The sequence below is a fragment of the Streptomyces hundungensis genome, from assembly GCF_003627815.1.
In the GTDB taxonomy this organism is placed as follows: Bacteria; Actinomycetota; Actinomycetes; order Streptomycetales; family Streptomycetaceae; genus Streptomyces; species Streptomyces hundungensis_A.
Genome location: NZ_CP032698.1, coordinates 240387 through 258692, shown reverse-complemented (window position 1 = coordinate 258692; position 18306 = coordinate 240387). Strand labels below are relative to the sequence as shown.

Sequence of the window (18306 nt, the reverse complement as noted above, 5' to 3'; positions counted from 1 at the left end):
CCACGGCATGACGATGATCACCTTCGGCGTCGAAGACTTGGCAAGGGGCGTGTCACGAAGGACTGTTTGCGATGCTCGTCCTCATGAATATGCCGACCGCCGCTGCGCGGCACTATCACGGGGTCCACGCCCAGGGGACGGGGCGCACCTCTCCGCGCGCCGATCAGTCCCACCCCACAGGGGAGAAGCCCGATGGGTCCGTTGCCGGGCCCGTCGGCGACGGAAGGGGATGATCATCATGCCCCCTCGCCCCTTTGAGATATGCATCGTCGGTGCCGGACCTCGAGGCCTGTCGGTGCTGGAGAGACTCTGCGCCAACGAGCGTGCCGCGCCCGCGCATTCGGCCGTCACCGTACGCCTGGTGGACCCGTACCCGGCCGGTGCCGGCTCGGTCTGGCGCACCGATCAGTCGCCCGACCTGCTGATGAACACCGTGGCCTCGCAGATCACGCTCTACACGGACCTCAGCTGCCGGATCGAGGGCCCGATAGAGCCGGGACCGACGCTCTACGAGTGGGCCCGGACCGTCGCGGAGGCGGACCGAAGTGGTGAACACGACCAGCCGGTCCTCGACGCGGTGAGCGGGCTCGGCCCCGACTCGTACCCCACGCGGGCGCTGTACGGGGAGTACTTGAAGGCCGCGTACCGGCGAGTGGTCGCCCGTGCTCCCGAACACGTCACCGTCGAGATCCATCGCTCCCGCGCGGTCGCCCTCTTCGACAGCCGGGAAAGTGCGGCAGGATCGCAGAGCATCAGGCTGGAGGACGGCAGTCGCATCGACGGCCTGGATGTGGTCGTCCTGGCGCAGGGTCATGTGCCGGCGCGCCCGACGCCCCGCCAGGAGCTCACCGGGCTCCTGGCTCGGGGTCACCGCCTGGCGTACTTCACCCCGGCGAACCCGGCCGACCTGGACCTCAGCTCGATCGAGCCCGGTGAGAACGTCCTGCTGCGCGGGCTCGGCCTCAACTTTTTCGATTTGATGGCCCTGTTGACGGCGGGCCGGGGCGGCAGCTTCGTACGGCCGGGGGGCAGGCTGGTCTACCGGCCCAGCGGCCGGGAGCCACGGTTATACGCGAGTTCGCGACGCGGAATTCCCCATCACGCTCGCGGGGGGAACGAGAAGGGTGCCTTCGGCCGTTACATGCCACGGCTCCTGACGGCCGAGCACATCGACAAAATGCGCCAAAGTGCCGACGGGCCACGGCAGTTCGGCTTCCTCGCCGATCTGTGGCCGCTGATCGCGCGGGAGGTGGAGAGCGTCTACTACGGGACTCTTCTCAGCTCCCGGGGGCGCGATGCGGAGCGGGAGGAGTTCGTCGCCTGCTATCTGGCCGATGCGTCCGAACTGCTGCCCGGCCTGCTCGACAGATACGGGATCGGCGCCGCCGACCGGTGGAACTGGCAGCGTCTCGCCCACCCCTACCGGGGAGTTGAGTTCGCCGACCGCGACGCCTTCCGGCGCTGGCTGCTCGACCACCTGGCGGAAGACGTCCGACAGGCCCGGGCGGGAAACCTCAGCAGTCCGCTCAAGGCCGCGCTTGACGTGCTGCGTGACCTGCGCAACGAAATCAGGCTCGCCGTCGACCACGGCGGCCTGGACGGGAACTCCCACCAGGTGGAACTGGACGCCTGGTACACCCCGCTCAACGCCTTCCTCTCGATCGGCCCGCCCATCTCGCGCATCGAGGAGATGGTGGCACTCATCGAAGCCGGAGTGCTCGAACTCACCGGGCCGGGCACCAGCGTTCGGATCGACGCCGAGCAGTCGGCCTTCGTGGCCACATCCTCGCTCGTACCCGGCGCGCCCGTGTCGGCCCGGGTGCTGATCGAGGCCCGGCTGCCCGAGCCCGACCTGCGCCGCACGGCCGACCCCCTGCTGCTGCACCTGCTCACCACGGGCCAGGCGACACCCCACCGCATCGCGTCCGGTGCGGGCCTGAGCCACGAGACCGGCGGCCTGGCCGTGACCGAGCGCCCCTACCGCCTGCTCGACGCCCAACGGGCCGCCCACCCGCGCCGGTTCGCTTACGGTGTCCCGACCGAGGGGGTGCACTGGGTGACCGCGGCCGGGACCCGGCCCGGGGTGGACTCGATGACATTGGCCGACGCCGACTCCATCGCCCGAGCCGTACTTGCCATCACTCCCGGACATCAGCTCCGGGATCCCGAGCCGTCGGCGACGGCCCGTCTTGCAGAGGTGATCGTATGAACACGCACGTTGACTCCGGACTGCTCTCGCCGGTCCGGGCCGGAACGCCGGTGGAGTCGGCGGTGGAGGACGGCGCCTGGCTCCAGGCCATGCTCGACGCCGAGGCGGCCCTGGCCCGGGCCCAGGCCCGCATCGGTACGCTCCCCGGGCCGGCGGCCGAGGCGATCACCCGCTCCGCCAGGGTCGAGCGCTTCGACGTCCGGGAGATCGCCCTGGCCTCGCGGGAGACGGCCAACCCGGTGGTGGGCCTGGTCGCGGCGCTCACCCGGGCGGTCGCGGCCGAAGAGCCGACAGCGGCCGAGTACGTACACCGCGGCTCGACGAGCCAGGACATCTTCGACACCGGCGCGATGCTGGTCGCCCAGCGGGCACTGCGCATCATCCGGGACGACCTGGACCGGACCGCCGCGGCCCTCGCCGAGCTGGCCGTCCGGCACCGGGGCACCGTGATGGCCGGGCGCACACTCGCGCTCCAGGCCGTGCCCACCACCTTCGGCCTCAAGGCGGCGGGCTGGAGGCAGCTGGTTCTGGACGCGGAACAGAGGATCACGCAGGTCCTGGACGGCGGCCTGCCCGTGTCGCTGGGGGGCGCGGCCGGGACCCTGGCCGGGTACGTCGAGTACGCACGGCTGGACGGTGCGGAATCCACCGATCCCGGGCAGTACCTGGACCGCCTGGTCGCGGCCTTCGCGTCGGAGACGGGCCTGGCGGGGCCCGTACTGCCCTGGCACACTCTGCGTACGCCCATGGCGGACCTGGCGGCGGCTCTGGCGTTCACGGCGGGGGCGCTGGGGAAGATCGCGATCGATGTGCAGTCGCTGACCAGGACCGAGGTCGCCGAAGTGGCCGAGCCGTTCGTGGCCGGACGCGGCAGTTCCTCCGCGATGCCGCACAAGCGCAACCCCGTACTGGCCACCCTGATCCGCAGCGCCGCACTCCAAGTGCCCGCGCTGGCCTCGGCGTTGACTCAGTGCATGCTGTCCGAGGACGAGCGCTCGGGCGGGGCCTGGCATGCGGAGTGGCAGCTGCTGCGCGAGTGCCTGCGGCTCACGGGTGGCGCCGCCCACACAGCGGTCGAGCTCGCCGAAGGGCTCGAGGTCCGGCCGGAGCAGATGCTCGCCAACCTCGGACTGACGGGGAGTCAGATCGTGTCGGAGCGCATCGTGGCCGTACTCGCCCCCAAGCTCGGCAAGGTGGTGGCCAAGCGGATCCTCGGCGAAGCCTCGGCGCTCGCCCAGCGAACCGGCCGCCCGCTGGCCGAGGTCCTGACCGGGACCCCCGAACTGACCGGCCTGGTAGGAGACGAGGAGCTCACCGCCCTCTGCGACCCGACGGCGTACACGGGCCTGGCGGGCGTGCTCGTCGACCGGGCGGTCAGCCGCTGTCCTGAGGACTGATGTGACCGTCACCGTTAGCTGGTCGCTGTCGCTGTCAGAGGCAGTTGGCGGCTTGGCCGCAGTTGTCCTTTTGCGGGGTTGACGTGCTCGTAGCCTTCCGGCTCCGAGCCGCAGTGGCGAGGGGGAGTCTGTGGGGGTGAGCCCCGGCCGGTGTCCTAGGGAGGGCACCGGCCGGGCCTCGTGCGCGGCAGAGCGCGGTTCGCTGGTGGACAAGGCTTCACCCGCTGGTGCGAACTGCTCAGGCTCCGGCGTCCTGCTGAAGCGGGCGGAGCGTGGGCCGCCCCAACATGGCGCCGTGCCGCAACCCGGGCAGCCGCTCCATGTCCGCGAGGCAGCCGGCTTGGCTTTCCTGTGCGGAGTGGGAGCAGCAGGGGAGCCGAGCGCGGAAGGGGACGTGGCGTGGTGCTGCTGCCGCCGGTGGAGCCAATGCTCGCGCGGGCCATCGACGTGGTTCGCGGGGCCACGCGTGCTGCGTGATCCGGCGTATGAGGAGAAGTGCGACGGCCACTGGGCGACTTCTTTCGCGCTGGCGGGGCGCGGCGGGCGTGTGCTGCCGGAGACGCGACGCCGCCCGCGACGCCGTCGGACGGACGCTCTCGAAGGCCTCACTGGAGCGCTGGCAAGGTGCAGTGCTCCAAAACGTGCGCCGCTTCGGCCAGTTGGAAGGGTGCGACGCCCGGACCGTGTAGGTGGCCGACTGTGGAGCGGACGCCGAGACAGGTGGCGAGCAGGACGACCGCCCTGGTCCGCATGGGCTCCTGTGCGGCGCAGGCGCACCTGCGCGTGCCACTGAAGGAGCTGATCGGCGGCGGAGACCGCGTACTCCCGTCGTTCAGCGGCGGTAGCTGTTCGCGAGAACACAGGACCGCCGCTGGCGGTTCCGTCCGACCAGGACGGTGTACACGACTGCCTGCCGGCGACTGCTGTGCGCAGGCGGGAGATGCCTCGGGGGACACCCATCAACGAACGTTATGAGTTCATAAGGAGGTATGGGCTGTTGTGGGAGAGATACCCCGGTCAGGGTGATCTTGTCCAATGATCAACACGTGGAACAGAGAACACAGTGCATCTGAGAAGAAGAGTGCTGGTCGTCGCGGCCGGTGCCATTGCGCCCGTCGCGCTGCTGGCCGCTCCCGCGGAGGCGGCCGACGGTACGTCGGCAGGGCTCGAGATGTCTGCCCGATCGCCAGCCGAATCCGGCAAGGTGCCCGGAGCGGACGGGGGCAGGAAGCAGGACGACAGAGCGGACGAGGACCAAGGCGTGACCGTCTCCTTGCGGGGGATTCCGGACGAGTTCGTCGCGGGTGGCCCGTGGCGGGAAGTGACGGTTGTCGTTGACGCCGAGCCGTCGGACACCGCTCGCGACGTGACGTTCATGCTCGTCGACGGTGGCTTGGAGCTGACGTCCGACCATGTCGATGTGCAAGTACGCGGGGCGAGCGGGTGGCGGGACGTGGACCCGACGATGCCGTCCAGCACTGCGCACTACGAACTGGAGGTGCCCAGCGGCACGCCGCAACTGACCATTCGGGTACGGTCCCACGACGATGCTCCGCTCCTGACCTTTGACCTGGGAGCCTCCGACGCCATCAGCCTTGACTCGCCCTGGTACGAATCGCGCATCGTCCGTCCCGTCGATCCCGTCGATCCCGTCGATCCCGGTGGTTCCGGTGGTTCCGGTGGCGGTGACCCCACGGATCCCGGTGGCGAGGGTCCCGGTGACCCTGGCGGTGAGAAGCCGACGGATCCAGGCGGTGGGGAGCCCACGGATCCTGGCGGTGGGGTCCCCACGGATCCAGGCGCTGGGGCTGGAACAGAGGGGCCGGGGGAGTCGATCGGGGGCGGCGCCGACGGGCCCGCTGCGGGGGATCATGAGCCGACGTCCGTCGCCGTCCCATCGGCAGCCGAGCAGGGAGCTGCCGCCGGCTCCCTCGGGAGGGCACCTGATGCACCCTCAGACGAGCTGGCGGAGACCGGACTCGGCAGCACGACGCGCTGGCAGCTCGGCCTCGGCGCGACTGCCGTAGTTCTGGGTGCCGGCCTGTGCCGGTACCGCAGACGCACGGGCTGACCCTGTGCCGGCGGCGGCCTGTCCATCCGCCGGCAGACCTCCCCGACGGGCCCCCGGACCCTCGCCGTGACCGGTTCGTGGCGGTAGCGCCCGCCACGAGCCGGTCACGGCCGGCACGGCGCGACACGTCGAAAGCCGAAACATTGGCCCGCCGCTTTCGGGTCCACCCCAACGGCCCGCGCCGAGTCGCTGACCGCCGACCACGCCATCACCAACGGAACTCAACATGCCTACACCGCCCCTCGGCCTGCATCTGGCCACTGTCAGTACCCCGGACATGGTCCGCATAGAGATCACCGGAAACCTCGACTACCAGACGGCGGACCTGCTTCTTGAGGAAGTCATCGCACAGCTCACTGCGCGCCCGGGCCTGTGCGACCTGCACCTGCATTGTGGGCAGCTCAGGTTCGTCGACTCCATGGGCCTGTCCGCCTTTCTGTTGATCCACCGTCGCGTGTCGGCGTCCGGGATCCTTCTGCACCTGGACGAACGTCCGCCGAGCCTCAACAGGCTCCTCAACATCACCGGCACCTTCGAACACCTCAGCACGCCCGCGTCCCCCGCCGTCCGGAACATCATGAAAACTGGCGCGATGGACGAACGCGCTGCCACGCATCCGCCGTCCGCCGAAGAAGCCTGCGCCGCTGAGGTGGCCTGTCGACGCTCCCCGCAGAACGGAAGTACCGCACTGCCGAACTCGCAGATACCGGAGGCGAGACCCACCCGCTCCCAGGACACCGCGCGGTAGCGCATACCCCCTCCTGAACCCAACGCACCGCACCGCGGAGCTTGTCTGGGCCCGGGCCCTCGGCACCACGGCACGGCGTGGCTGCTCTGCCTGGTCTCGCTCACGGCGTGGGCCCAGGGCACTCGCAGTCGGCTGTCAGATCCACACACGCTGGAAACAACCCATTCGCTGGACCCGTCGGCGCGACCGCCTGCCCGACACCTGTCGAGCCATCGCCTGCCTCGTGTCCGACCGTGTGATCGGCCTCTGATGTCGATTCGTGGTGTGTAGTCCAGGTACGGGCGTCGTCTTGTGGCTGGTGGCCGTCGGCCTTGATCGCGTAGCCGTACGCCGACAGTAAGTAGGCTGGGCGTTCCCCGAGTTCGTAGGCACTCTCCGCCGGCCGGTGGAATTGGCGGGTGGCGTGTTACCAGCGCACCGGCAGCTCTCGCAGGCTCCGCATGAGACTGGGGCGCCACTGTGGTGTGGTGTCGCCGTCGAAGGCCAGGTGGGGGAAGCGGTTCAGGAGGATTCGCAGGGCCAGGGTCGCTTCCAGTCGTGCGAGCGGTGCGCCCAGGCAGTGGTGCAGGCCGTGCCCGAAGGCGAGGTGGGCACGGGTCTGGGTCGGGTCGCGGCGGATGTCGAACCGGTCGGGGTTGGTGAAGCGCGCGGGGTCGCGGTTCGCGGCGGCGATGGAGAGCACGACACGAGCGCCCGCCGGTATGTGGGCGCCGCCGAGTGTGATCGGTTCGGCGGTGTAGCGGTAGGTGCCCGCTGGTGCGGGCGGTTCGAAGCGGAGCGTCTCCTCCACGGCGCCCTTGAGCAGCTCGGGGTCGCTGCGGAGGGCGGCGAGTTGCGCGGGGTGGCGGAGCAGCAGGTGGACGGCGTTGGCGATGAGGTTGACGGTGGTCTCGTGTCCTGCGACGAGCAGGAGGAAGGCCATTCCGAGCAGTTCCTCCGGGGTGAGCCGGTCGCCGCCGTCGCCGTCCTGGGTGCGGACGAGGGCGTGCAGTAGATCGCTGTCCGCGGCGTCCCGAACCCGCCGTTTCTGCTCCGCCAGCCCTGCGAGGTATGCGGCCATTTCCTGGCTGGCGCGGGCGGATTGCTCCGCGTCGTCGAGGGCGACGACCTTCGTGGACCAGGCCCGGAAGGCATCGCGGTCCGGGTCCGGTACGCCGAGCAGCTCGCAGATGATGGTGAGGGGCAACGGGTAGGCGTATGCGGCCACGAGGTCGGTACGACCGTCGTCGGCCACGGCGTCCAGAAGCGCACTGGCCGCCTCTTCGACGCGGGGCCGCAGTGCCTGGATGCGGCGGGCGGTGAACTCCCGGGCCACGAGCGTCCGCAGCCGGGTGTGATCGGGCGGGTCGACCTGGAGCATGTTGCGGCCCACGGAGTAGAGCCCGTCGTCCTCGAAGTCGGCAGAGTGCCGTACGTCGTTGCGCAGCCTGGGGTCGGCGAACGCGGCACGCACTTCCTCGTGCCCGATCACCAGCCATGACTCGTCCCCGGTGGGGAAGCGCGCGTGGTGCACGGGGCCGCGCGAGCGCAGTGAGTCGAAGGCGGAGTAGGGGTCGGCGGTGAAGTCGTCGGTGAGGTCGGCGAGTTGGACGGTTTCGCGCTGCGTGTGCATCGGCGGCTCCCGAGTGAAGTGGGGGCTATTCCCCGCTTGGTCTTCAGTCGGGACCGTAGCACGAAGTGGGGAGCGTTCCTCGTTTTGTTTCGAGCGCAGGCCCGCGAGTGTGTCCGAACGGGAACGGTGAGGCGCGGCGCCGATTCCGCGACCACTGCCCGCACCGAACCCGCCGAGGCCGAACCTGGAGCCTGCCCCCCCGGGATCACGCCGGACCGTCCTTATCCCAGCACCCTTCCGAGGAAGCCGCGCAGGTAACCCGCGACGACGTCCAGATGACTCTCCAGCAGGAAGTGGCCGCCATTGATCAGGTGTACCTCCGCGTCCTTGGCGTCGCGCGCGAAGGCCCGCGCGCCGGCCGGGCCGAAGATTTCGTCGTTGCGGCCCCAGACGGCGAGCACGGGGACCTCGCTGGTACGCAGGAATTCGTGCAGCAGCGGGTAGAGCGGGCGATTGTTCCGGTAGTCGCGGAACAGTGCCAACTGGACCTCGGCATTGCCCTCGCGGGAGACGAGAGCGAAGTCGTGCTCCCAGGTGTCCGGGCTGACCCGGCTCGGATCGGGCACGCCGTGCGTGTACTGCCAGCGGATGGCGTCGAGGCTCAGCGCGGCGCGGACGGCGGGTTCGGTGTCGGGACCGGGGTTCGCCCCGTAGGCCCAGACGTCGGTCCAGAACGACTCGACGAAGCCGTCCTCGTAACCGTTGCCGTTCTGGGTGACGAGGGCGGAGATCCGCTCGGGGTGCCGGAGCGCGAGGCGCCACCCGATGGGGGCACCGTAGTCCTGGACGTAGAGGGCGTAGCGGTCCAGGCCCAGTTGGTCGAGCAGCCCGGAGGCGAGTTCGGCGAGGGCGTCGAAGGTGTAGGCGAACTCTCCCGCGAGGGGGGCGTCGGAGTGGCCGAAGCCGAGGTGGTCCGGGGCGATGACGTGATAGTCGTCGGCCAGCAGCGGGATGAGTTCGCGGAACATGAACGAGCTGGTCGGGTAGCCGTGCAGCAGGACGATCGCCGGGGCGTCCGCGGGGCCTGCTTCCCGGTAGAAGATCTCATGGCCGTCGACCGTGGCGGTCCGGTGGTGTACCGAGCTCATTTCTAACCCCTCTGGACTATCTATGCGGTTAGTTCCTCGTCATGCAAGCACGGCGTAAGCTAACCTGTCAATTGACTTGATCCGGTTAGATGGGAGTGGCACCCGACAATGGACACGCTGCTGGACCTGCTCAACAGCAGGCCGCTTGTCGCCGGGGAGGAACAGGACGCGCTCGGCGACCCGGCCGGAGGCAGACGCTGGGCGCGGGAGCACGGCGGCGAAGGCAGCCTCGCGGAACTGGCACTGCTGCGCGACGCGCGGGACCTCCTGGGGGACGTCGTGCGCGGAGAACGTTCGCCCGCCGTTTTGAGCCCGCTGCTCGAAGGGGTCCACCAGGTCCCGGAGATCACTTCGGATGGTCTTCGGTGGATGGTGAAGACTCCCCCGCACGCCCGGTTGGCCGTCGAGGTGGTGCTCGCCTGGGCCGCCATCGAGGAGCACATGCCCGGCCGGCTCCGCCCCTGCGCCAACGACAAGTGCCAGTTGTTCCTGCTCGACCGCAGCCGTGCCAACCGTGCCCGCTGGTGCTCGATGGCTGTCTGCGGCAACCGCGAAAAAGCACGCCGCCACTACGAGCGCACCCGCTGACGCGTCCTCAACTCGCGCACACGGCCAGCGTCCTGACAACCACCTTTGCCCGAGCAAGAGCAAGAGCAAGAGCCAGGGTGAGGGGTCCGAATTCTCTGTGGTCAGGACCGGCCGACCTCGGCGCCCGGATGCTGAGCGGCGCGTTGTTGTCCCGCTCAGCCGGGCGAGGACCGCCCTGGCAGCGGTGACCGCGCATCGGCACGTTGGCCCGCTGGCGCCGCTTGAGAATCGTGACCGAACCGGGGGCCGGCCGCTCACCGATCGCACCCCTCGTACAAGACTGCACAGCCGTCACGTCGACCGGCCAGAGCGGCCCGAGGTGTGCGGGACCCGTCGCCGGATGCCCGCGGCGCGGGTCTGGGCCGAGACAGTGCAGCGGCGGCTGTCCGCCAGCTGGTAGCCGGTAGCCGGTAGCGACGAACGGTCCTGTGGGGCCCCCGCCCGGATGCCGCCGCTCCCGACCGCCGTTAATTTCGCCGTTATGCGCCGAATGATCTTAGAAACCCTCTATGCCCAGAAGGAATCAGCCGATCCGCGCCTCCGTCTGCTCGCCTCCCGGCTCGGCTGAGCCGCGATGGCATCCTCAGGGACCATCCGGAGCTGGCGCTCTTTCTCTGCCTCGCGCTCGGCTACCTCGTCGGCAAGCTGCGGGTTGGGCCCATCACGCTCGGCGGGATCTGCGGCACCCTGATCGTCTCGCTCCTCATGGGCGCCTGGGCGAAGGTCCAGGTCTCCGGTGACGTCAAGACCGTCTTCTTGGCCTTATTCATCTTCTCGCTCGGCTACCTTGCGGGGCCGCAGTTCTTCGCCAACCTCAACCGTGGCAGTCTGCGCTTCTTTACGCTCTGTCTGATCGAGCTGGTCTGTGTTCTCGGCATCGCCTTCGGCCTCGCGAAGGCCTTCGGGCTCGACGTCGGCACCGCCTCCGGCATCCTGGCCGGCGCCGCCACCGAGTCGGCGGTCGTGGGCACCGCCACCGAGGCCATCGGCAAGCTGGGCGGCCTCAGTGCGGCCCAGATCACCGAGTACCAGGGCCATGTGGCCACCGCGTACACCGTCTGTTATCTCTTCGGCCTCATCACCATCGTCATCTACACGAGTCAGATCATGCCGATGCTGCTGCGCATCAACCTGCGGGACGCGTCCCGGCAGTTGTGGACGAAGATGCGTGGCGGGGGCGGTGAGCGCGGCCTGGAGGCCGACGAGCGCGAAGCGCTGCCGGGCCTGGTGGGCCGCACCTATCTGGTGACGACGGCCGACGGCCGCACCATCGGGGACCTGGAGTCCTCGCTCGGCGGCCGGATCACCATCGAGGCGCTGCGGCGCGGCAGCCGTACCCCCACCCCGGACGCGGGGACCGTGCTGACCCTGTCCCATCTCGTGCTCGTGGTCGGCCGGCGGGCCAACACCATCGAGGCGGGCCGTGAGATCGGCCCCGAGTCGCCCGGTATCCCCGGCCTCGACTCGCCGCTCGCCACCACCCAGGTCGCGATGACCGAGAAGTCCGCCGACGGCAAGAGCCTCGATAAGCTCCAGCACGAGCACCCGGAGTTCATCCGGCAGGGCGTGTACGTCACCGACGTCCTGCGTAACGACCAGCATCTGCCGGCGACCCCGGACACCGTGGTGCGGCGGGGTGACGTGCTCACCCTCGCCGGGCCCGCTCCGGGCTCGACAAGCTCGTGGCGAAGATCGGCGCGGTGGTCAAGAACGACTCCACCGACTTCATCTATCTGGGTCTCGGCATCGTCTGCGGTTCCCTGCTCGGGCAGCTCGTGGTGCGCGCTGGTGACATCCCGCTCTCCCTCGGCACGGGCGGCGGCTGGTTGTTGGTATGCGCGGGTTCGGGTGCTGGGGAGCGGCTGATACGAGGTAGCAGCTTCGGTCAGCAGGAGGCCGAGCACGTGGCTGATGGTGGTGGTGGGAAGGCCACGCGGAGGATTCCGGCGAGAAGGCGCAGCACGGCGAGGAGTACGGCGACCAACCAGAGGATCACGCCGATGGGGCCCGCCCGGAAGGAGAGGGTGCCGAGGCTGATGAGCATGGTTGTGATGAGCAGGGCGGGAAGGGTCATGGCTGCCAGGCCGTAGGGCACGCTCCACCATCGGTGAAGTTCCCGCTTGATCGCGGGTCGCCGGTAGAGGTGGTGGCTGAGCCAGTTGCGTGCGTCGGCCATGGCGCGGGGGCGCAGGTGTGATTCGTCGACGAATGCCAACAGCAGGAGATAGCCATCGAGTTTGATGAAGGGGAGGAGGTTGAAGACGAACGTGAACACGTTGGCTGCGACCAGGCGCCAGCAGAATTCCTGGTGACCGCCGAAGTCGGCGGCGGCTGCGAGGGCGGCAACAGATGCCGCGGCGGCATTGACGGTGATGCCGGCGAGGGCAACCGTGGCGCGTTGTCGGCGCCCCAGGCGCCACGTGGCGCTGACGTCGCAGAAGAAGGCGGGGCAGACGCAGTAGAGGAGCATCACGCCCATCGCGCGGGGGCGCCCCCCGTGATAGGCGAGGGCGGTCGCGTGTCCCAGTTCGTGGAAGGCGTTCACGATCAGCATGGCCAGGGCGATGTGCCACCACATGTCCCAGGACGGTCTGAGCAGAGCCGCGCCGACGGCATGAAGGTGGGTCATGACGGCTATGGCTCCGGCGCTCAGAAGCAGCGCATAGCCGACCACTGCCGGCCACCGGCGAAGAAGCGCTGCAACGTGGCGGAGCGCGCCCGTCAGACGCTCGGGCCGGTACAGGACGAGCTGCGCGGTGGCCGGCTTGCGGAATCGGAAGGACCGAACCGCCGGTGCAGGTGTGAGATCGCTTTCCAGGAGGCCGAGTTGGGTGAAACGGAGCAACAAGGTGGTTGCCTGCTCCTCACCCAAGCAGATGGTCCAGCGTGCCAGTACCGCGTCGCGCGACTGGGTGCCGTCCAGTTCGCGCAGCAGGTCAGCGGCATCCTGCCCCATCCTCAGATACGCACCCTCAGGAAGGCTCACCACTACTCTGCCGGAGTCCGGTTGGGGGGTGATGTCAATACCCTGGCGCAGTGCCGGCCAGTCGGATGGTGCGGGCGTGAGTGGAGTCGTCATGGACGCCTTCGGCGAGGGGGGTTCCGGCAGGTGGGGCGAGCGGGGCGTACTGAACGCCCCCGTCGCTGAAGCCCGTGAGGGACGCCTCGGCGGCTCGGCGTCTGACGGCCGGCCGCCGAAGGCATGTGCGGGGATCAGTGGCCGCCGTTGTACCACTGGTAGGCGTTGTACCCGGCGGTGCCGAAGTGCTCGACGGCCTGGATGCCGTGGGTGGCCGCGCCTGACCAGTTGCCGTTGTAGCCGTCGGAGACGGCCTGCACGGTGTGTTGGGCGCCTTGGGAGAAGTTCGACCAGGCTTGCTGTCCCGGGCCGTCCATGGGCGTGGCCGCCAGCGCGTCCAGCGACTCCAGCAGTTCGATGTCCAGGTCGAGCGGGCTGGTCGTCATAGCTTCGTACACGTCGACACCTTCTTTGTCGTGATGGATGAGACGGCGCACCCCGGCACGGCAAGACCACCCTGAGATACGCGCATTGTCCGGCGGGCCTCGCGCAGAGACGGACCAAAGCCCTCTGCCGCGGGTTCGCGGACACAGAGAAGCAGATCCGTTAGCCCCACACACCGCAACGCCACGTGTGACGCGCCCTGTTTTGGCGATCCGCTTCTCACACCCGTTCCAAGTTTTCGATTACTCGGCGTGTTCATCCCGGTTGCTTAGCGTGAGTCCCTACAGTTCCCGCCGGGACGCCACCCGCGTCTTCCTGTCCTCTCCCCGCCCCGCGAAAGGCACATCCATGTCTGCTGTCAAGCGCGCCGCCGCCCTGTGCGTGGCCTCCCTCGCCGCCGCGTTCGTCATCGCCGCCCCCGCACATGCCGCGAGCCACCCCTCCTCCGGATGTGGGTCGAAGGTGGAGGACTACAGCGGGAACTTCACCGGCATCCTGCACGAGAAGGGCAAGGCAGACCGCCACATCACCGTCCGCTTCCTCGACGGCAACGCCGAGCAGGCGTACACCTACGACACCAAGACCCACAAGACCGCGAGCCTCGGCGGTAATTACCTGGTAGCCGACATCGACGGTTCCGCGGGTGTGGCTGTTCCGCTCTGGGACGGCCTCTTCGCCGGCGAGCCCCGTTGCAGCGACGACGGCGAAGTCGTCGCCATCCACGGTGGCGTCTCCTACGACGGCAAGTTCAAGAACGCCACGCCGCTCACCCTGATGAAGCGGCGATAACACTGCTGCACTCGGTTCCGCCCGACTCGCCAACGCGCCCCGGTTAGTGGCCGCTTGACCGGCGTGATCCGGAGGGACCGACCGGACCTTCTGTACGGGCGGCCATCACGCACTCGTGTGCTGCGGTGGCCACCCCGTCCTGGGCAGTGTCACGGGACGCATCGTCGTCTGCTCCGGCCGTCTGCTCCGGATACAAGCCGCGCGACAAGTGCGAGGGCCCGCGTCAAACTGCTCACCGGTGGTGACCGCTTCACCGCCCGTCGCACGCTCCAGAAATACTTCAGCTTCAGCCCCACGCACAAACTCTCGCTTGTGGGCAACCACTGCCGAAGTCGTCCCCGGCGGCCACGCCTTCTGGCGCGGCATCTGGCTCAGCGATCTGTTGATGCCCCGGACCAGCGCTCACGAATTCACACCCAGTCGAATCCGCCATGCCCTCAAACCCGTCAAGGCCCGCGGCGTCGCTCGGGATTGCACCGCCAGGCTATGCCCGTCCGAGGCCCTCACCGTGCTGGCCGGATTCGGCCTACCAACCGGCCCAGGACGCGCGCGCCCGCAGGTCGAATATGCGAGTTGCTCCCCGCGCCCGCGCGCTCGCCCTCGACGCCCCTTGGCCACGCGCGCGCCTGGGGCAAGACGAAGAGGTCGAGTGCCGTAGAGCACGTGCGAGAGCCCGATGTGAGGAAGACGACGCCCGATGGGCGGATCTTGACGCTTTCCTGATGCGCTCGCCTGAGCTCGGGAGATCCGGGCTGCATACGCTGGCTCGGCCGTACGAGGACGGCCGAGAATCCCCTTACCAGTGAGCGCTCAGGAGCACGTCATGGCCACCACGACCGAGATGCAGGGAAGCAGGCTCCGCGCGTGGATGCTGGAGGGGCTGTCCGACATGGGCAAGGGGCGGCCTTCCAGGCCCAAGGAAGCGGAGCCTGCGACCGGCCATGAGGGCCAGCCCTGGTACCGGGTGATGTGCCTGACCGGTGTCGACTACTTCTCGACCCTCGGCTATCAGCCCGGCATCGCAGCTTTGGCCGCCGGCCTGCTCTCGCCCATCGCGACGATCGTGCTCGTGATCGTCACCCTGGCGGGAGCGCTGCCTGTATACCGGCGGGTCTCGGAGGAGAGCCCGCACGGCGAGGGATCCATCGCGATGCTCTCCCGGCTGCTCTCCTTCTGGCAGGGCAAGCTCTTCGTCCTGACCCTGCTGGGTTTCGCGGCCACCGACTTCCTGATCACCATCACCCTGTCGGCGGCTGACGCCTCCACCCACCTCGTGGAGAACCCGCACCTGGAGTCTGCTCTGCACGACAAGCAGGTGCTCATCACCATGATCCTGGTGGCCCTGCTCGGCGCGGTGTTCTTGAAAGGCTTCCTGGAGGCGATCGGCGTCGCCGTTGTACTCGTGGCCGTCTACCTGGCGCTGAACGTAGTTGTCGTCGTCACCGGCCTGTGGCACGTGATCACCGAGGGCCATGTCGTCGCTGATTGGACGGCTGCCTTGGGTACGGAGCACGGCAACCCGCTGGCCATGATCGGCGTCGCGCTGGTCGTGTTCCCCAAGCTCGCGCTCGGCCTGTCGGGCTTCGAGACGGGCGTGGCGGTCATGCCGCACGTCAAGGGCTACGCACAGGACACGGAGGCGAACCCAGCGGGGCGCATCCGCGACACCAAGAAGCTCCTCACCACGGCCGCATTGATCATGAGCGTGTTCCTGATCCTCACGAGCTTCATCACCACCGTCCTCATCCCGCACCAGGAGTTCGAGCCCGGAGGCAGAGCCAACGGCCGCGCCCTCGCCTACCTGGCTCACGAGAACCTCGGCAGCGCCTTCGGCACGGTCTACGACGCCTCGACCATCTGCATCCTGTGGTTCGCCGGCGCCTCCGCCATGGCCGGACTGCTCAACCTGATGCCCCGCTACCTGCCCAAGTACGGCATGGCCCCGCACTGGGCCCGTGCCGTGCGCCCCATGGTCATCGTCTTTACCCTCATCGCCTTCCTGGTGACCTGGCTCTTCGACGCCAACGTCGACGCCCAGGGCGGCGCCTACGCCACCGGTGTCCTCGTCCTCATCTGTTCGGCCGCCATCGCCGTGACCATCGCCGCCCGCAAGGCCGAGCAGCGCGGCTGGACGATCGGCTTCGGGATCATCTCCGTCGTCTTCCTCTACACCACTGTCGTCAACGTCATCGAGCGCCCGGACGGTGTGAAGATCGGTGCCTGCTTCATCGCCGGCATCATGGTGATCTCTCTCCTCTCCCGCCTTGGCCGGGCTTTCGAGCTGCGCGTGACGCATGTCGAACTCGACCCGATGGCCGAGCGGCTCGTCCAGGACATCTCGCGTCGCACACCCCGGTTCATCGCCAACGAGCCGGACCAGCGAGATGTAGCCGAATACCGCGACAAGGTCGAGCAGATCCGCGCGGACAACGACGTCCCCACGACAGAGGACTTCATCTTCGTCGAGGTGACGATCACCGACCCCTCCGAGTTCGAGGCGGGGCTCACCGTCCGCGGCGAGGTACTCCACGACCGCTACCGCGTCCTCACCGTGGAGAGCTCCTCGGTGCCCAACGCCTTGGCGGCCCTCCTCCTCCACGCCCGCGACCTCACCGGCGCACGCCCGCACATCTACTTCGAGTGGACTGAGGGGAGCCCGTTCGCCAACTTCCTCCGCTTCTTCCTCTTCGGCCAGGGCGAGATCGCCCCGGTCACCCGCGAGGTCCTGCGCGAGGCAGAGCCCGACCGTGACCGCCGACCCCGCGTCCACGTCGGCTGAACCGAAGCCGTCCGGGCGGAGCCCGACAGGTCACGTCCTCCGCGTCCCGGCTACGCGCGAGCAGTTGCGCTCCGCTCGCCCCCGGGAGTGGCACCTTTCGGCGAAAACGACCTTCCACCGGAAGCCCGCTGACTTCGAGGGCTGCGCCCGGATCGTCGAGAGCCCAGCACGCCGACGGCGTACAGGGCGCGGACTTCTTGGCGAAGGCGACTTCGCCGACTCAGTGAGCGGATGCGCCGAACTCGGCGTGCTGCGTGCGCAGTTCGAACTCCAGGTCTTCGCCTGGTTCGTGCACGGGAGGCGGAAAGACGAGACGGTGAGCTTCCTCGCGGGCAAGGGCCATGAGGGCCCGGAATTCTTCGTTGGTCATCGCCATCACCTCCGTGCGACTTGAGCCGTATATGGGGCCTCGTATGGAATTCGTTGCAGGGCGCCGCGCAGATTGCTTTTTGCCGACGCCTCGATGCCGCGTGCGGGGATCAGGCGGTCCATACCGTCGGCCACGCGGTAGGACGGGTCGACGACGGCTGTGCTTCCGGCTGCGACCGCGTCCGCGAGAACTCGGGAACGGTCGGGCGGCAGGCTCACGCTGTGCCGTATGTGCTCGGCGATGAAGTCCTCGTGCTGGGTGTCCCCGCGGCACGTGAGGCCAGCACGCTGGGCGTTACCTTCTCGATGACGTCGCGCACGTAGCCGACCGCTGTGGTCCCCTCCTCCACGGCAGAGCGGGTGGCCGCGACGGCGCGGCAGCCCTCGTGCCCGAGTACCACGACCGAAGAGTACGGCGAACGGGTTCTGGCCGGGTGCAAGGTCCGTACGACGGGCGGCGTCCTGGTTGGGGTGGTGCGCCGAGCCGGCCACAAACCGCTGGTTCCCGCTCAGCAGCATCGCAGGAGCGGCCCTGGGGGGTTGGCATCTGCGCATGGGATGTGGGGCGCTGGCGTAGGCCATAGCCCGCTCAGACCCCGGGATAGAGGACGGTTTGCCGGGAGGAGCAGGAGCGTCGCAGGACCAGAACGCGAAGGCTTGGGAGCCTTCTTGTTCCGCGCCGCGCTTCATGCGCGGGGGAGGGGCATGAGGGCGAGGGGGTGGTGGTGGGCTGGGTGGAGCCGCCGGTCGGCTCGACGGTGGTGCCCATGGCGGTGGCATGGTCGAGGGGGCCGGACAGCAGGACCGCTTCGGTGGTTTGGGTGGCGCTGATCAGGCCGGCCGGCCGCATGGTGCCGGCGTCATCGAACCAGAGCTGACAGACCTTGCCCGCGGGGGGCCGGGAGAGACCGGTGGCGAGGAAGACGGCCCGATCGCGGTTGCGGGCGACGATGAGAGTGCCGGTGGCGTTGCCCTTGAGTTGCCCACATGAACTGGGTTCCCACCCTCGCGCGCCAGTGGGCTGTGGACCGAGCAGGAGGGACAGCGCTGACCGACACGATCGCGACGAGCTGATGAGCCGACGTACGGCTCGTCCTGGGGAAGGCAGTAGCGACGACCCGCGCCGGTAGCGGGATGAGCAGCGGCTCGCCGGCGCGGGCCTCACCCAACTCGGTGAAACGGGCGGCGAGCCT

13 protein-coding genes and 3 pseudogenes are annotated in these 18306 nt (G+C 68.9%); 9 read left to right on the top strand and 7 right to left on the bottom strand.

All coding sequences use genetic code 11. The annotated features are described in order from the left end of the window. Positions 1-238 precede the first annotated feature (238 nt). The 4 genes from DWB77_RS01280 to DWB77_RS01265 all read left to right on the top strand — a co-directional run bounded on the left by DWB77_RS01280 (position 239) and on the right by DWB77_RS01265 (position 6425). Entirely contained in the window at positions 239-2209 is a 1971-nt protein-coding gene (locus DWB77_RS01280) for an FAD/NAD(P)-binding protein (RefSeq protein WP_120727229.1), read from the top strand. Then, a complete protein-coding gene (gene pcaB / locus DWB77_RS01275) occupies positions 2206-3606 on the top strand; it encodes a 3-carboxy-cis,cis-muconate cycloisomerase (protein ID WP_120719493.1) in 1401 nt (466 codons plus the stop codon). The genes DWB77_RS01280 and pcaB overlap by 4 nt, the downstream gene beginning before the upstream one ends. Positions 3607-4687: 1081 nt before the next feature. Further along, on the top strand, positions 4688-5677 hold the full coding sequence (locus DWB77_RS01270) for a hypothetical protein (protein WP_120719492.1): 990 nt from the start codon (positions 4688-4690) through the stop codon (positions 5675-5677). 226 nt (positions 5678-5903) lie between these two features. Beyond that, positions 5904-6425 carry an STAS domain-containing protein gene (locus DWB77_RS01265; protein WP_120719491.1) on the top strand — a complete coding sequence of 174 codons (522 nt, stop codon included), beginning with the start codon at positions 5904-5906 and terminating at the stop codon, positions 6423-6425. A gap of 406 nt (positions 6426-6831) precedes the next feature. Here DWB77_RS01265 and DWB77_RS01260 read toward each other — a convergent pair whose 3' ends face one another. Both DWB77_RS01260 and DWB77_RS01255 read right to left on the bottom strand, forming a co-directional pair. Beyond that, a complete protein-coding gene (locus DWB77_RS01260; protein WP_120719490.1) occupies positions 6832-8037 on the bottom strand; it encodes a cytochrome P450 family protein in 1206 nt (401 codons plus the stop codon). Between the two features lie 221 nt (positions 8038-8258). Beyond that, positions 8259-9125, bottom strand: a complete 867-nt coding sequence (locus tag DWB77_RS01255) for an alpha/beta fold hydrolase (RefSeq protein WP_120719489.1) — start codon at positions 9123-9125, stop codon at positions 8259-8261. Positions 9126-9233: 108 nt separating this feature from the next. Here DWB77_RS01255 and DWB77_RS01250 point away from each other — a divergent pair, with 108 nt between their 5' ends. After that, a complete protein-coding gene (locus DWB77_RS01250) occupies positions 9234-9713 on the top strand; it encodes a CGNR zinc finger domain-containing protein (protein WP_120719488.1) in 480 nt (159 codons plus the stop codon). Positions 9714-10277: 564 nt separating this feature from the next. Beyond that, a pseudogene (locus DWB77_RS01245) lies at positions 10278-11599 on the top strand (TrkA C-terminal domain-containing protein); the annotation flags it as partial. Here the strand turns inward: DWB77_RS01245 and DWB77_RS38595 are convergent. Together DWB77_RS38595 and DWB77_RS01240 are read right to left on the bottom strand one after the other, a co-directional pair. Further along, positions 11599-12669 (bottom strand): hypothetical protein, encoded by a 1071-nt coding sequence (locus tag DWB77_RS38595; protein ID WP_246033338.1) that lies wholly within the window; start codon positions 12667-12669, stop codon positions 11599-11601. The pseudogene DWB77_RS01245 and the gene DWB77_RS38595 overlap by 1 nt on opposite strands. A 257-nt stretch (positions 12670-12926) precedes the next feature. Beyond that, on the bottom strand, positions 12927-13190 hold the full coding sequence (locus DWB77_RS01240; RefSeq protein ID WP_162952320.1) for a hypothetical protein: 264 nt from the start codon (positions 13188-13190) through the stop codon (positions 12927-12929). A gap of 334 nt (positions 13191-13524) precedes the next feature. Here DWB77_RS01240 and DWB77_RS01235 point away from each other — a divergent pair, with 334 nt between their 5' ends. The 3 genes and pseudogenes from DWB77_RS01235 to DWB77_RS01230 all read left to right on the top strand — a co-directional run bounded on the left by DWB77_RS01235 (position 13525) and on the right by DWB77_RS01230 (position 16744). Further along, entirely contained in the window at positions 13525-13965 is a 441-nt protein-coding gene (locus DWB77_RS01235) for a hypothetical protein (protein WP_120719486.1), read from the top strand. A gap of 179 nt (positions 13966-14144) precedes the next feature. Next, positions 14145-14338, top strand: a pseudogene (locus DWB77_RS38590) (DNA primase); the annotation flags it as partial. A 450-nt stretch (positions 14339-14788) separates the two neighbouring features. Continuing rightward, positions 14789-16744: an APC family permease gene (locus DWB77_RS01230; RefSeq protein ID WP_120719485.1), complete on the top strand. Its 1956-nt coding sequence runs from the start codon at positions 14789-14791 to the stop codon at positions 16742-16744. 220 nt (positions 16745-16964) lie between these two features. Here DWB77_RS01230 and DWB77_RS37450 read toward each other — a convergent pair whose 3' ends face one another. The 3 genes and pseudogenes from DWB77_RS37450 to DWB77_RS01220 form a co-directional block, all read right to left on the bottom strand. After that, positions 16965-17114 carry a hypothetical protein gene (locus tag DWB77_RS37450; RefSeq protein WP_162952319.1) on the bottom strand — a complete coding sequence of 50 codons (150 nt, stop codon included), beginning with the start codon at positions 17112-17114 and terminating at the stop codon, positions 16965-16967. A 5-nt stretch (positions 17115-17119) separates the two neighbouring features. Next, positions 17120-17660 (bottom strand): annotated as a pseudogene (locus tag DWB77_RS38585) (carbonic anhydrase). A gap of 42 nt (positions 17661-17702) precedes the next feature. Further along, positions 17703-18278, bottom strand: a complete 576-nt coding sequence (locus tag DWB77_RS01220; RefSeq protein WP_246033337.1) for an anti-sigma factor — start codon at positions 18276-18278, stop codon at positions 17703-17705. Between the last annotated feature and the right edge of the window lie 28 nt (positions 18279-18306).

What these genes read in the sequence shown, in the direction of transcription:
- DWB77_RS01280 (WP_120727229.1), top strand. Translation starts at nt 239, where the DNA reads ATGCCCCCTCGCCCCTTTGAGATATGCATCGTCGGTGCCGGACCTCGA.
- pcaB (WP_120719493.1), top strand. Translation starts at nt 2,206, where the DNA reads ATGAACACGCACGTTGACTCCGGACTGCTCTCGCCGGTCCGGGCCGGA.
- DWB77_RS01265 (WP_120719491.1), top strand. Translation starts at nt 5,904, where the DNA reads ATGCCTACACCGCCCCTCGGCCTGCATCTGGCCACTGTCAGTACCCCG.
- DWB77_RS01260 (WP_120719490.1), bottom strand. Translation starts at nt 8,037, where the DNA reads ATGCACACGCAGCGCGAAACCGTCCAACTCGCCGACCTCACCGACGAC.
- DWB77_RS01255 (WP_120719489.1), bottom strand. Translation starts at nt 9,125, where the DNA reads ATGAGCTCGGTACACCACCGGACCGCCACGGTCGACGGCCATGAGATC.
- DWB77_RS01250 (WP_120719488.1), top strand. Translation starts at nt 9,234, where the DNA reads ATGGACACGCTGCTGGACCTGCTCAACAGCAGGCCGCTTGTCGCCGGG.
- DWB77_RS38595 (WP_246033338.1), bottom strand. Translation starts at nt 12,669, where the DNA reads ATGGGGCAGGATGCCGCTGACCTGCTGCGCGAACTGGACGGCACCCAG.
- DWB77_RS01235 (WP_120719486.1), top strand. Translation starts at nt 13,525, where the DNA reads ATGTCTGCTGTCAAGCGCGCCGCCGCCCTGTGCGTGGCCTCCCTCGCC.
- DWB77_RS01230 (WP_120719485.1), top strand. Translation starts at nt 14,789, where the DNA reads ATGGCCACCACGACCGAGATGCAGGGAAGCAGGCTCCGCGCGTGGATG.
- DWB77_RS37450 (WP_162952319.1), bottom strand. Translation starts at nt 17,114, where the DNA reads ATGACCAACGAAGAATTCCGGGCCCTCATGGCCCTTGCCCGCGAGGAA.